Here is a 14,133-nt window from a genome sequence, read left to right on the forward strand (position 1 = left end):
AAAGCTAATCTGTTGAAAAATAGAGCTTATTTGGTTCTTAAAAAGCATGTTAATTAAAAATTATAAGAAAGTGTCATGAAAATGGCGGGTAATGCTTGCAATTCGTTTTGGCTTTGTTATAATACTCGCCCACGACATAAGACGTATCAATAAGCATTGATACTATAGTTTAAAGACATATTTTTTAAAATTATTTTAATAAATATTTCGATAAGTGTCTTAAATCGTTCGGTGAAGTGGGTGAGTGGCTGAAACCAGTTCCCTGCTAAGGAACCATACGTGTAAGCGTATCGAGGGTTCGAATCCCTCCTTCACCGCCATTTATTCGGTTTATTGTTAGATTATAATGCAGTAAGTCGATGTCAGGTGAGTTTAAATTTATAATAGAAAATACTCTATTTAAATTAAAAAAACGATTGACATCAGCTGAATTAGCTATATAATAGCCAACCTAATTTACTGTAAATGATAATTAAAATACAGTAGATGTTGTGCAAAATACGCGCCTGTAGCTCAGTTGGATAGAGCACTTGGCTACGAACTAAGGGGTCGGGAGTTCGAATCTCTCCAGGCGCACCATTTGCATACTAGCTTGTCTTATTAAGCTTCGAGCTAAAGATTAAATTAATCGCCTGTCTTATGACAATTTGGCGATTTTTTTATGTCTGCTATTTTTGGGCTTGGTATAAGTGTACGTTACACACCCAAATTACGGTACAATAGAGTCATTATTTTTCGCTTGCTATGAGCTTGTATCATGTCAAAAAGTACACCAAAAACTGTCCTTAAGTCAAAGCCTCAAAAAAAGAATACCTCTCAACAGCGCGTCCCTCAAACCGAAGAGCCTACTATTGCCAAACCGACAACCCGGGTCATTGCGATCTTATACGACGGTATGTTGATCTTAGCATTGTTATTCTTGGTAGGAACGATGCTGACGGTAATAGGGACGCTGCTGACTATGGAGACAGGGACGCAGTCTGAAGAGGCGCAGTCGCTACCAAGCTGGTATCAAAACGTCATCATGACACCATCCTTTATATTGACGCTAGTGGCCTTCTATGGAGTGTTTTGGCGTCGCGGTGGTCAGACATTAGGTATGCAGACATGGCGCCTAAAAACCGTCAACAATGCCGGGCATTTGCTAACGTGGGGACAATCGTTTAAGCGCATTCTAGCAGCTGCATTAATGCCATTAATTTTTGCTATTATTGGCAGCTTAATAGGTGGGTCGCGTGCTATTTTGCTAACCAGTGCCTTTTTGGGTTTGGTCTTTAACTACGTATTTTGCTTGTTTAATCGTCGCGGCCTTGCAGTACAAGATATGCTCTCAAACACCATTACCTTAAAGATGCCAAAAGTTGCTCATGAAGGTCTATGGCGTGGCTTTAAAAATCGCAAACAGAACAAATAATCAAAAGACTTCAGCATCATAAGCTTACCGATGATGCTGATGCCTTTTATACAATGGCGGTTTGAGCCAGCCACACCGTATAACCGATAAATAGCATTATCATCGTAGCGCCAGAGGTACGGCCAAATTTTCGATTGGATATAAAAGCAAACACACACATTAAAAAGAGTAGAGAAGTAATTAGCGCCATTACGAACACATCACGAGATAAGACCATTGGATTGGTTGTAATCGGTGCGATAACGGCTGCTAGCCCTACCACTCCTAACGTATTAAAGATATTTGAGCCAATAATATTGCCAAGTGCCATATCGTGCTCCCCATGACGCGCTGCTGCAAGGCTTGCTACCAGCTCTGGTAAAGACGTGCCTACAGCCACGATGGTCAAACCAATAATCAACTCACTTAATCCCCAAAATGTTGCCATCTCGACCGCGCCCCAGACAATCGCTCGTGAGCTTAAGACCAACATCAACATACCCACAAACAAGCTACCCAAACCTCGTGCCAAACTTGGCTCTATATAACCCGAGTCAGAGCTTGTTATGTCCATGTTCTCTATGGTGGTGTTCGTTGCTGTCATACTTTTTGTTGTATGAGTGGCTTCGATGACATTGTTTTTAGGCTTTGAGCGGCCTTCACGCAAGCTCAGCACGATTTGAATGCTCAAGACAATGACTAATAAGACTAATAATGAGATACCATCGTTCAAGCTGAGCACGCCATCACGCAATTGCCACGCTGCTAGAGCAGTAACGAGTAATAGCATAGGTAAGTCACGCGCTATAATGCTTTTATGAATAATAATAGGACTGATAAGGACTGTTGCCCCCAAGACTAACGCAATATTAATAATATTTGAGCCATAAGCGTTACCTAAGGCGAGCTCAGGACTACCGTCTAGCGCTGCTAAGACTGATACGACCATCTCAGGCGCTGATGTGCCCAATCCTAAAATCAAGACCCCAATCAAAAAACTTGGTACACCTAACGTCTTTGCTAATGCAGTTGCGCCATCAATAAATACATCAGCACTCCAAACCAGAATGGCCAAACCAATCAGTATTGCAACACCTGCCAACCACATGAGTATTTTCCTTTACAAATAATGAATTATTAAATTTGAATTGATATAAAAAAAGCCGAACCACAATTTGGATTCAGCTTTTGTATCGAGATAAATAGTTTTGCAAAGTCTACTATTGGCTATCTATAAAGATAAGTGCTTTTGACACTTTAGAAACTGTTAAGCCACCTGTACAGGGATAATATTTGCGGTGTCTTTGACCGTGTTATCTTCATTACAATAGACCAGTTTTGGCTGGTAGGTCGAGGCTTCAACTTCATCAAAATGAGCATAAGCGCAGATAATGACGATATCACCTAAGTCTGCCATATGAGCGGCAGCACCATTTAATGAGATGATGCCAGAGCCAGCTTCAGCGCGAATAGCGTAGGTGCGAAAGCGTTTACCGTTGGTGACATTATAGATGTCGATAGATTCGTTCTCGCGTAATCCTGCAAGATCTAATAAATCGCCATCGATACCGCATGAGCCTTCATAGTGCAGCTCAGCATGGGTGACGCGGGCACGGTGCAATTTGCATTTGAGCATATTAAGTAGCATGAATTGCTTCCTTAGCGTAACAAAAGTAATCAGTTAATGGGGACGGATGCACAAAAATTAAAGGCTAAATCAAGACCTTATAAAGTTTGTGCTACCTACCGACTGATAAAGCCAAGATAGCATCATCAGTTTTAGGTAAATTTAACCAAAAGTATCATACCGTTTAGGCAGGTAGTTTAAAACTATTAATTTGCGAACGCGCGCGTTCAATATCACCATCTAATAATAAAGGCAGTGCCTCAAAAGCTGCCGTAAGTGCACTATCGATTGCAATTTGTTCATCAGGAGAAGCTTTTGAGAGGACATGACCGCTTACTTTAGACTTGTGTCCTGGATGGCCAATGCCGATACGCAAGCGATGAAAGTCGTTGCCAATATGCGGGGTAATATCACGTAAGCCATTATGACCGCCATGACCACCGCCTGTTTTAAGCTTAATACTGCCAGCAGGAATGTCTAGCTCATCGTGCGCAATCAGTAACTCATCATTATCAATACCATAAAAGTTGACCATCGGTACGACAGATTGACCAGATTTATTCATAAAGGTTAGAGGCATAAGTAATCGCACATCAGACCCATGAATTTGTCCGCGTCCTGTCACGCCATGGAATTTTTTGTCAGGTGAGAGTGTAATGTTAAATTGCTGCGCCAAGTGATGGACAAACCAAAACCCTGCATTATGGCGTGTAAACATATACTGCTGACCAGGATTGCCAAGACCGACGATAAGTTTTATGGACATGACTATACTCTGCATTAATAGAATAAATAGATTAAAACAAATATGACGACAAATCTGCCATCAAACCGCAGTTGCTATTTTAGCCTTAATAAATGACACTTACAAAAACAGCAGGAGACATTGATCCCCTGCTGTATTTAATACCTACTGTCTTTAGTATTAGTAAGAAAGTTGACAATTACTGCTATAAAACATCATAGCATTAATAAAGCAACGAGTAATATTTACTCTTCGCCGTCTTTATTTTCATCAGCTTTGTCACTTTGCTCAGTTGCTGGCACTTCATCAGCATCAACTTCATCAGTATCTTCGTCAACTTCTTCAACCGTTGGTGGCTGCATGTTAACGATAGTACGGTCATGCGCATCTTCCATATCAAGATCGAAGATAATAACACCTTCAGGCAAGTCGATATCTGATAAACGGAACAGATCACCGATTTCCATACCTGATACGTCAACTTCTAGGTACTCAGGTAACTGTGATGGTAAGCAGACGATTTCGATATCAGAAACGAGCGTAGATAAGATACCACCAGCTTTAGTACCAGGCGCTTCTTCACGACCGGAAAAATGCACAGGAACATTCATGTGAATCTTATGACCTTTTACAATGCGCTGGAAGTCAGCATGCATTGGGAAGCCTTTAGCTGGATGACGTTGTAGGTCTTTAATAACCGCTTGGTGCTCTTCGCCATCGACGTTGATAGTCAAAATGTGCGAGAAGAACGCTTCGAATTCTAGTGATTTTACTAGTTCGTTAAGCTTGATAGAGATTGCTGTTGGTTCTTCGTTACCACCATAGATGATAGCAGGCACTAGGTTCTGCTTACGTAGGCGGCGGCTCGCACCTTTACCTTGCTGTTCAGCAGAGCGGTCAACGGCATTTAATGAGAAATGATTAGTACTCATGGATATAATCCTATAGAAAAAATAAATGAAGTGTCTGGTCATAAAAAAGTGGATTTGCGACCAATCCACTAATGGGTGATGATAGCTAAGATTGGTAATTGCAAATAAAGCTTGCAACCAATGACGTTAGCCATTTGCTAGCAGCAACAGTTTTTATGATATTGGTTATCATGGCAGTCGTTACTTCTAAGCATGATCAGCACTTTGAAAATGCTAGCCGGTTAAATAATACAAACGGTCAGCACAGGCGCGCATTATACGTGGTTTTGTAGCAATAATAAAGACCTACGCAAAACGCTGACGCAAAAACAGCGCCAAGTCCATGAAACTTGGCGCTGTTTTTAAGATTTAACGGTTAGTTTATAACAACTAAAATCTAAGCATCAAATTAGGCATCAAACATCGCGCTGATAGATTCTTCGTTATTGATACGGCGTAAACTCTCGGCCAGCATCGGTGCGATACTTACTTGACGGATTTTGCTACATGATTGGGCAGCAGGTGACAATGGAATGGTATCGGTTACGACCACTTCATCGAGTGCTGATTCGCTGATATTTTTTAGGGCATTGCCTGATAGGACAGGGTGGGTAATGTAAGCCAATACGCGGCGCGCGCCGTTTTCTTTTAATGCTTCAGCGGCTTTACATAGGGTGCCTGCGGTATCGACCATATCATCAACAATGACACAATCACGGTCACGGACATCACCGATGATGTGCATCACTTGTGACTCGTTGGCACGGGCACGGCGCTTATCGATAATCGCCATATCAGTGTCGCCCAACTGTTTAGCCATTGCGCGCGCACGAACCACACCGCCGACATCAGGTGACACCACCATGATGTTGTCGTAATCTTGCTTTTGTAAATCGTTTAACAGGACAGGTGTGCCGTAGATGTTGTCCACAGGGATATCAAAGAAACCCTGAATCTGATCTGAGTGCAAATCTACCGTCATAACGCGGTCGATACTGACGATGTTTAACATGTCAGCGACAACCTTAGCTGAAATAGGTACGCGAGCTGAACGAGGACGACGGTCCTGACGTGCATAACCAAAATACGGCATCACTGCAGTAATACGGCCAGCACTAGAACGACGCAGGGCGTCGGCCATCATCATGATTTCCATTAAATTATCGTTGGTCGGTGCACAAGTTGGCTGCATGATAAACACGTCTTTACCACGTACGTGTTCTTTGATTTCCACAGCAATTTCGCCATCAGAAAAACGCGTGATGTCAGCTTTACCAAGAGGGATGTGTAGGTGGTCGGCGACGGTTTTCGCAAGTTCAGGATGGGCATTGCCCGTAAAAATTGCCAAATAAGGCATGACTGAAGTCCTATTTATTGACTTAAGCAGCGACCACTAAGCAGTGTCTAACTGCCCAAATAAAGAAAAGAGTGGTGAAAATAGTTGAAGACTACTATTACAGTAAAAAATGGCAGGGGTAGCTGGACTCGAACCAACGGATGTCAGGATCAAAACCTGATGCCTTACCAACTTGGCTATACCCCTGTAATGTCTAGGTAGTACGAACACTGAGTGCTAATAAACTATTAGCCAAGCATCGCTACCTATCAACCGTCTAGGACGGCGTTCCCGAGCGGTGTTCATTGCGAACTATACCGAAACTAGGAAGGTGTTGTCAATTGCTATCACTAGCAATCCAAACTAAAAATGGCAGGGGTAGCTGGACTCGAACCAACGGATGTCAGGATCAAAACCTGATGCCTTACCAACTTGGCTATACCCCTATTGTGGCGACCTATTATAAGTAAATTTTGAGATTTTGCAAGTCATTTACGCCTTTTTATGACAATTATTCAAAACTAGTAAATTCTAATATTACTAAAGTAATCTCTTTTTGATGCCCAAAATGCACTTTCAGTCGCTATGTCAGCCACTACATGACAGATTGTTTACCACATAAGCAGGGCAAGGCGCATCCGCAATCCATTTCGCTAAAAGCTTTTTATCGTCAATTATACTGTTCTCTAATGGCAAAAACACCGCGCTACCAGAGCCAGTCATTCGTGCTGTGCCTAACGCCACTTTTTCTAAACTTTTCAAATAATCTAATGCTTCATCAACGGCGGGGGCAAGGCTGGTGACGACAGGCGTGAAGACATTATGATACGGCGCATGTAGAGCCTGCGTATAGTGCGCTGCTTGGCGCTTGATGGTCGGTATGGAGAGGGGAGCGATATCACGCTGCAGCTTAGGATGGGCAAACAGCTCAGCGGTGCTGACATGTGCCGTAGGCGTCAAAACCAAATACTGCTGATCCGGTAGCGCTATCGGCGTTAATTGCTCGCCAATACCCTGCGCAATCGCGTCCTGGCCAAAAATAAAAATCGGCACATCTGCGCCCACTGTCGCACCGATGTTTATCAGCTCATATTGGGAAAAGTTGAACGCCCATATCTCATTAAGTGCCAGCAGTGTCGTCGCCGCATTAGAAGAGCCACCGCCCAAGCCTGCGCCCATTGGCAAGCGCTTGTCTAAATCGACATATACTCGATATAGCTGTTTGGGTAGCTTGTTTGCTTTTATAGCAGCACTTAATAATACACATGCTGCTTTATAAATGAGATTGTCTTCTAGGCTGACAGTTACAGCGTCTGCCCCAATCAATGTTAGCAGCTGATCACATAGCTTATTAGCCTTTAATGTACCTTGAGTGATAGTCGCTATAGCTTCAGCTGCTACCGAAAAATGCAGATAGTCGCCCCAGTCAAGCAGGCGAAATACCGTTTGTAGATTGTGATAGCCATCAGCACGCTTACCTGTAATATGCAAAAACAGATTTATTTTGGCAGGGGATAAACGTGTGATAGGCGCGCTTAAGGACGAGGCGTTATCAATTATCATAGGTTATATTTATTAGCTGCTTTGGTGATTAATGGTCATGATGACTTTGTGGCCTTTTGGCTGCACAGCGCTAATCTTAATAGGCAATTTATCTGTCCCCTTGTAAGTAAAGCTTGCTGTCCATCGTCCATTGACCGAGCTTATCAGCCTACCTTGCGCATCAAGCTGCGGAGCGCTGTCTGAGGGTGCTGGGCGTCCAGATATCCAATACGGCATTTGTGAAATAGGCGCTTGCCAACCAGTGGCTTTTTGTAGCAAGGTCTCAGGGTCGTCAGCTGTCAAAGTGCCGGTTTTTTCACTAACTAAGGTTGCCGTTCGACCGTTGTATTCGATATTGGTTTTGCCAATACCTAACGCGCCGATCAATTCAATGGCAAAACGCTCATTTTGTTGTCCCCAAGCATAAAAGGCACTACCACCTTGCGCGCTTGTATTAGTCGTACTATTGGCAGGCGTGGTCACACCAATCTTGCCTGTAATGTTAAAGTTATTAAGCTTTTGAGCTTGCACCATAGTTGAAGGGCCAGCATTAGTACTCGTGCTCTGCAAAGATTGACAGCCAGAAGTAATCAACAGCGCAGTGATCGCTGCGCTACATGCAACAATTTTTTTTAGATTGAAGGCGTTTTATGGTTGAAAGCTTTGGGATTGAAAAGAGTGTTGGTGAAAAGGCTGACATAGGTATACCTCAAAAATTTGCAAACTTAATATAGTTAATGATCAAATAGTTAATGAGCAAAAATATTACGCTCAATTTGTTACTCAGTTATACGTTGTTGTTAGAGACTTATTGGTCACATGAGTAACGATTGTATGTGTTGAAAACAAATGAGCATGGTTACCCAAACAATTTTTAATAAAGTTGTACGCGGTCATTGACGTTGTGTTGTCCAAACGAAAAACGCTGTTGCAAGTCCGCAAGTAGGGCATTAACCTTTGCGCTTTCGCCCAGTCCTTGATAGGCGCGTAGCAAGAGCACACCTGAACGCAGCGTTGGCAGCACATCGTAAGGGGTTTTTAGATAATCGATGACTTGCGCGTAGTTTTCATTGGCCAAAGCGCTGCTAGCCAGCACATTTAGTGCCTGCAAATGCAGCTCGTTATCGTAGCGAGGATCATCGAAACGTACCTGAAGTATGTTTTGTGCAAGCTCTAAGCCTTGTTCGGAGTTTTGATCGTTGGATAACAGTAATTGGGCGTAACTTAGCTGGTAAGATAGATTGCTAGGATCTAGCGCTTGCAAGTGATTAAGCAAAGTACGCTTAATAATATAGTCACTACGATCATCGAGCAGTTGCACACGGGCGAACAGTATGGACTGATCATTAGGGTACTTACGACTGACACGAGTCAATAACTGTAGAGCTTCCTCGGCCTGATCATGCTGCCATAAAATATTAGCTTGTAAGACATAGGTTTCGGGAGCAAAAACGGTAAACTGTTTACGCAGATCAGCCAATGTGTTGATTGCAGCGTCAATATTGCCATCCAATAATTCAAGATCAACCACTTTTTTGCGTGCTGCCAGTACCAAGTCTTCTTGCATGACGCTCTTTAGATAGGATTTGGCTTGTTCAAAGCGCTGCTGTCGCTCTGCGCTAATACCTAAATAATAATATGCTTGATCAAGATAAGTAGGGGTTTTTGCCAGTACATTTAGGAGACGGTCAGCGCTACGGTACTCTTCGTTATCCAAGCTGACTAAAGCGGCCAACAAAGTAATCTCTGCATCATCAAAACGCTGATGAGCATCAAGGAGTAATTGTAAGGCTTTTTGACTTTGCTTTAGATCAAGCAAATAGCGGATTTCGTACAAATACAAGCTTTTGCTATCAGGATTGCGCAAGCGTGCTTGGTTGACATAATTAAGCACTGTTTCAGCTGGTTCGGTTTTGCGTAAGATATCGGCTTTTAGGGTAATAAAAGGTACATAATCAGGCTGATGTAACAAAGCCCTATTGATATGGATAATGGCTATCTCAGGTTCATTGAACTGATAGAGTAGACCCGCTTTTAACACCGATAAAGAAGCGTTTTGCTCACTATTAATAGGCTGCAAGGCTTCTAACAGCTCACGCTGATCGCTGTCTGTCGTAGGATAAATACCAATTAGTATGTCGCTCAAATCAGTACGAGGATCATAACGTAAAATACGCTCTAAGGACTGTCCAGCTAGAGTATAATCATGAGCTTTAAGCGCCAAATGCGCCACATAAAACCAAGCTGGTACATGGTCAGGATTCTGATCTTGCCACATCTTAGCAAACTGTAATGAGTCCCCAACATTGTCATGACGTAGCGACAAGCTCAGCGCACGCTCAAATACTGCTGTTGCGTCTTCTTTAAAAGACTGCTGCTTATAAAGTGTAAGCGCCCGTTCAATGTCACCGCGATCAGCGGCAAATTCTGCATTTAGTAAGGCATATAAACTAGGCTCTCTAAGCTCTGGTTGTAAGACAGTCGCTGAAGGCAGCTTGGCAGTATTGATTGTGCTATCTACCGTTTGGACTTTTAAATCACTCTTTAATTGGGCACGGTCATCAGTGCAGGCTAAGTTGGCGTTCAATGGAAATACCATCAAATCAGTATTGCTTTTATGATACGTGGTATGTCGAGTACTGTTTTTTTCGATGTTATGACGAGCCGAGTCGCGATCTATATCGACGATGACTGTCTTAGGTGTACATATTAGTGATGGGGTGGCGACAAAATTTGCATGAGCAGAAGTTCCAACACATAGCCATGCAGCCAACAGCAAGGTTAGCTTACGGCGCTTACGTAGACGACTCATCATATCATTTAATAAATATTGAACATTAAATTGACGATCGTATATAAACGATAGCGTAAATTTTGATTGAAACAACCACCCAAAAAAGATCATAGAGTAAGGGTATTCACTAATAAAAAAGACACTTCATTATAAAAGCCTATCAAGATACTAAACAATAGTACTCATGTTACCCAGCAGCTAAAACTAAGATTAACAGAATATGATGAAAAATAACCACTACTAAGGACGCGCTAAAATAGGCGCTATGTCCAAAAAAACAAAGAGATTAGATAAACGCTCTTGATAATAGCTGTGTCAATCATAGCATACTGGCTGTTTTTAATTTTAGTTTGTCGGTGGTGACAGGTCATACTCTGCATATCTAACAATAATATTTCGTAAAAGCTTGTATGACAGTTGATTTGTTAGTCATGCGCCCAGATACAAGCGAATAGCTATCGCAAGTGAGCAGGTATTAAATAAAACTGGTAACAATGATATAATAAGCGGTTTTATATTTATAGTATCTGCTATATAACCTATTCAAATCAATAACGTCACGTCTATGCACCAGCTAATCTTTGACTGTAGTATGCTGCAACATATCTTGAGCACACTATAATGATTAGGTAGGTGAGCGTTATGTTTATGGTCTATCATAATGAGATTAGTGGTCATTGGGGTCAATCACAAAACCGCACCAGTCGCTTTACGTGAGCGTCTGGCGTTCGTGGGTGATGATGTAAATATTGCTCTTGAACAGTTAGAAGCCTTTACTGATGGTAGCGTGATAGTTTCAACTTGTAATCGTACTGAAATTTATGCCCTAGTGCCTCAAATATCAGCTTCTCAAACATCCGCAAGTAACGCACTCGGTAAGGATGCTACTGCCAGCTCCCATGCTTTTTCAGCATCCATCAACGCTCATATCATGCAGATTAAAACATGGCTTGCTGATTTTAAGCAGTTGCCATTGACCGAAATTGACGATTATCTCTACGTACATCGCGACACACATGCGCTTACTCATTGGCTACGAGTAGCAGCGGGTCTTGACTCTATGATATTGGGTGAGCCGCAAATTCTCGGTCAAATTAAACGAGCCGTGCATCTTGCGCAGGACGAAAAAGCACTCAGTAATCAGCTAGGCTGGATTGTTGATCAGGTCTTTGCAGCGGCCAAACGTGTGCGTAATGAAACCCAAGTTGGCGCTCAGGCGGTATCACTCGGCTTTGCAGCAGCCAAATTGGTCACTCAAATATTTGACGATTTACCTAGCCGTACTCTATTAGTGGTTGCAGCAGGTGAGATGAATCGCTTGGTCGCGACTCATATTGCAGGGCTTGGAGTGGGGCGAATTATCATCTGCAATCGCAATCCTGAGCGCGCCGAAGCTCTAGCGGCAGAGCTGCGTCATCCTAGTCGCAGCGTGGAGGTTAGGTCCTTACAAGAGCTGCCGCAAGTACTGGCAGAAGCTGATGTGGTGAGTAGCTGCAGCGGCAGTATGGATTTGTTAATTGATAAACCGATGACCATTCAAGCGCTAAAACGCCGGCGCTATCGACCAATACTAATGATTGACTTGGCCGTACCGCGTGATATCGACTCAACGATTAGTCGTATTGATGACGTTTATCTTTATTCTGTCGACGACTTGCAGCATGTAATCGCAGGTAATATCGAGCAGCGTAGACAAGCTGCTGTCGATGCTGAGCTGTTGGTCAGTCAATTGGTCGTAGAGATGGAGCGTAGCTTTCAAGTCAAGCAAGTAGGAAAAGAGATCCAGCACTATCGTATGTCCACGCGTACCCAAGTCGATAAACTGCTGCATGAGTCCATAGCCAAGCTTGAGCAAGGCGAAGCTAGTCCCGAAGATATCATCACTGAGCTATCACGGCGTCTTACTCAGACGCTCACTCATGCACCATCAAAGCTTATGCGTAAAGCGGCTCGCGAGGGCGATAGTGAGTTGCTCGAATTTGTGGTATCGGGACTACATGATGCCTACCGTAAGCGGTAATAGTCGCTTTTTGGTCGTCAATAAGTTATCTATTGTATAGACGCCATTATGACGCCAACAAACCGTTGTCAACTGTCATTATCAGTGCTACTATCAAGCTGTCATAAAGATATTGGTTCACGATATGTGACGCATTTTGCTCTAAGTATGACTGTGCTCATTTTTGTTTGATATATTCTGAACAGACAAGAATCAGTGATCATTATTACCCACCTACCGCTGCGTAGCATCAATAATGGTACAGATGTCACTTAAGGTTTACGAAGCCTAAGTTATAAAATCTAAGTTATAAAAAACATAACCAACAACGGCAATAGCGCTAGGATAAAGTGCTATATCGTCAATCCTATGTCATACCCTCTATTATTACTCGGTGTTCATTGTTCGGTACTGTTGCCTAGTTAATCGTATCAGTGCCCAAGTTTAGTACCAAAAATTTGCTATAACCAAGCTTTTTTATAATTAAAAATCAATAACACCTACATAATCTAACAACAAACAAGGAGTGTCCCATGACCGCATTACGTCAAGATGTCGACCCAGAAGGTTTATTAGAATATTCAGTGGTCTATACTGATCGCGCCCTCAATCATATGTCAAAAGTCTTTCAGCAAGTAATGAATGACTTATCTAGCGAGCTAAAGTCAGTCTATAACGCTGATGCCGTCGCCATTGTTCCAGGTTCTGGTACTTATGGCATGGAAGCTGTCGCCATGCAGCTAGCCAAAGATCAAGACTGTCTAATCATCCGCAATGGTTGGTTTAGTTATCGCTGGACGCAAATTTTAGAAAAAGGCAACATTGCTAAGTCATCTACGGTCCTAACCGCTGACCGTACTGAAGATACCGATACGCCAAAACCATTTGCACCTGTCGATATCGAAACCGCTGTGGCTAAGATTAAAGAACAAAAACCAGCGATCGTCTTTGCTCCGCATGTCGAGACCTCAGCCGGTATCATCTTGCCAGAAGACTACATTAAAGCGTTAGCAGATGCGACACACAGCGTTGGCGGCTTATTAGTAATTGATTGTATTGCCTCAGGTTGCGTCTGGCTCGATATGAAAGACTTGGGTATTGATGTGCTTATCAGCGCCCCGCAAAAAGGTTGGAGCAGCACCCCTTGTGCTGGACTCGTTATGCTAAGCGATGCTGCCATCAAACAAGTAGACAACACTGAATCAAACAGCTTTAGCCTTGACTTAAAGCAGTGGTTAAACATCATGCGCGCTTATGAAAATGGTGGGCATGCTTATCATGCTACGATGCCGACCGATAGCTTGCGTCAGTTCCGCGATACGATTAATGAAGCCAAAGAGATCGGTTTTGATAAGCTGTGTGATGCGCAGTGGGAATTGGGCAAGCGTGTCCGTAAAGTGCTAGAAGATAAAGGCATTGAGAGCGTCGCTGCTGAAGGCTTTAAAGCGCCAGGAGTCGTCGTTTCTTATACTGAACGTGATGATATGCATAAAGGTAGTGCTTTTGCTGAAGCTGGCATGCAAATCGCCTCTGGCGTACCATTAAAAGTGGGTGAGCCTGATAGCTTCAAAACCTTCCGCTTAGGTTTATTTGGCTTAGATAAGCTAACGGATATCGACGGTGCGGTACAACGTTTTGAGTCAGTACTTGATAAAGTATTAGCTAAATAATATCTGTATCTACTAAGCGGCTTTTGGCCAAAAAAGTATTAGCTAAATAATATCTGTATCTACTAAGCGGCTTTTGGCCAAAAAATACTGAGACTTTGTGCTCAGTATTTTTTTTG

Annotated in this window: 11 protein-coding genes and 4 tRNA genes; 5 read left to right on the forward strand and 10 right to left on the reverse strand. The window is 42.8% G+C overall.

All coding sequences use genetic code 11. The features are described from left to right. Positions 1-230: 230 nt before the first annotated feature. The 3 genes from PENNN9_RS01015 (at position 231) to PENNN9_RS01025 (ending at position 1,414) form a co-directional block, all read left to right on the forward strand. A tRNA-Ser gene (locus tag PENNN9_RS01015) sits at positions 231-320 on the forward strand. 182 nt (positions 321-502) lie between these two features. Beyond that, positions 503-579, forward strand: a tRNA-Arg gene (locus tag PENNN9_RS01020). A gap of 178 nt (positions 580-757) precedes the next feature. Then, a complete protein-coding gene (locus PENNN9_RS01025; RefSeq protein ID WP_058367917.1) occupies positions 758-1,414 on the forward strand; it encodes an RDD family protein in 657 nt (218 codons plus the stop codon). Between the two features lie 46 nt (positions 1,415-1,460). On the opposite strand, the gene PENNN9_RS01030 is transcribed toward PENNN9_RS01025, so the two are convergent. The 10 genes from PENNN9_RS01030 to PENNN9_RS01075 all read right to left on the reverse strand — a co-directional run bounded on the left by PENNN9_RS01030 (position 1,461) and on the right by PENNN9_RS01075 (position 10,369). Further along, positions 1,461-2,501, reverse strand: a complete 1,041-nt coding sequence (locus tag PENNN9_RS01030) for a calcium/sodium antiporter (protein ID WP_058367918.1) — start codon at positions 2,499-2,501, stop codon at positions 1,461-1,463. Between the two features lie 159 nt (positions 2,502-2,660). Then, entirely contained in the window at positions 2,661-3,041 is a 381-nt protein-coding gene (gene panD, locus PENNN9_RS01035) for an aspartate 1-decarboxylase (protein WP_010196068.1), read from the reverse strand. Between the two features lie 163 nt (positions 3,042-3,204). Continuing rightward, positions 3,205-3,786 carry an aminoacyl-tRNA hydrolase gene (gene pth, locus PENNN9_RS01040; RefSeq protein WP_058367919.1) on the reverse strand — a complete coding sequence of 194 codons (582 nt, stop codon included), beginning with the start codon at positions 3,784-3,786 and terminating at the stop codon, positions 3,205-3,207. Positions 3,787-4,010: 224 nt separating this feature from the next. Next, the gene (locus PENNN9_RS01045; RefSeq protein WP_058367920.1) at positions 4,011-4,697 is read right to left on the reverse strand and encodes a 50S ribosomal protein L25/general stress protein Ctc; all 687 of its coding nucleotides are present in this window, start codon (positions 4,695-4,697) and stop codon (positions 4,011-4,013) included. Between the two features lie 388 nt (positions 4,698-5,085). Beyond that, on the reverse strand, positions 5,086-6,033 hold the full coding sequence (locus PENNN9_RS01050; RefSeq protein ID WP_058367921.1) for a ribose-phosphate pyrophosphokinase: 948 nt from the start codon (positions 6,031-6,033) through the stop codon (positions 5,086-5,088). A gap of 110 nt (positions 6,034-6,143) precedes the next feature. After that, positions 6,144-6,219: transfer RNA gene (locus tag PENNN9_RS01055), tRNA-Gln, on the reverse strand. Between the two features lie 163 nt (positions 6,220-6,382). Next, positions 6,383-6,458: transfer RNA gene (locus PENNN9_RS01060), tRNA-Gln, on the reverse strand. A gap of 142 nt (positions 6,459-6,600) precedes the next feature. Further along, entirely contained in the window at positions 6,601-7,572 is a 972-nt protein-coding gene (gene ispE, locus PENNN9_RS01065) for a 4-(cytidine 5'-diphospho)-2-C-methyl-D-erythritol kinase (protein WP_413771728.1), read from the reverse strand. Positions 7,573-7,587: 15 nt separating this feature from the next. After that, positions 7,588-8,181 carry a lipoprotein insertase outer membrane protein LolB gene (lolB, locus tag PENNN9_RS01070; RefSeq protein WP_058367923.1) on the reverse strand — a complete coding sequence of 198 codons (594 nt, stop codon included), beginning with the start codon at positions 8,179-8,181 and terminating at the stop codon, positions 7,588-7,590. Positions 8,182-8,428: 247 nt separating this feature from the next. Next, positions 8,429-10,369, reverse strand: coding sequence for a tetratricopeptide repeat protein (locus tag PENNN9_RS01075; RefSeq protein ID WP_227511678.1), 1,941 nt, complete (start codon positions 10,367-10,369; stop codon positions 8,429-8,431). Positions 10,370-11,009: 640 nt separating this feature from the next. Between PENNN9_RS01075 and hemA the strand changes: the two genes are divergently transcribed. After that, positions 11,010-12,368 carry a glutamyl-tRNA reductase gene (gene hemA / locus PENNN9_RS01080; RefSeq protein ID WP_058367925.1) on the forward strand — a complete coding sequence of 453 codons (1,359 nt, stop codon included), beginning with the start codon at positions 11,010-11,012 and terminating at the stop codon, positions 12,366-12,368. Between the two features lie 512 nt (positions 12,369-12,880). After that, the gene (locus tag PENNN9_RS01085; protein ID WP_058367926.1) at positions 12,881-14,017 is read left to right on the forward strand and encodes an aminotransferase class V-fold PLP-dependent enzyme; all 1,137 of its coding nucleotides are present in this window, start codon (positions 12,881-12,883) and stop codon (positions 14,015-14,017) included. The last annotated feature ends 116 nt before the right edge of the window (positions 14,018-14,133 follow it).

This window comes from Psychrobacter sp. ENNN9_III, assembly GCF_001462175.1.
Lineage (GTDB): Bacteria > Pseudomonadota > Gammaproteobacteria > Pseudomonadales > Moraxellaceae > Psychrobacter.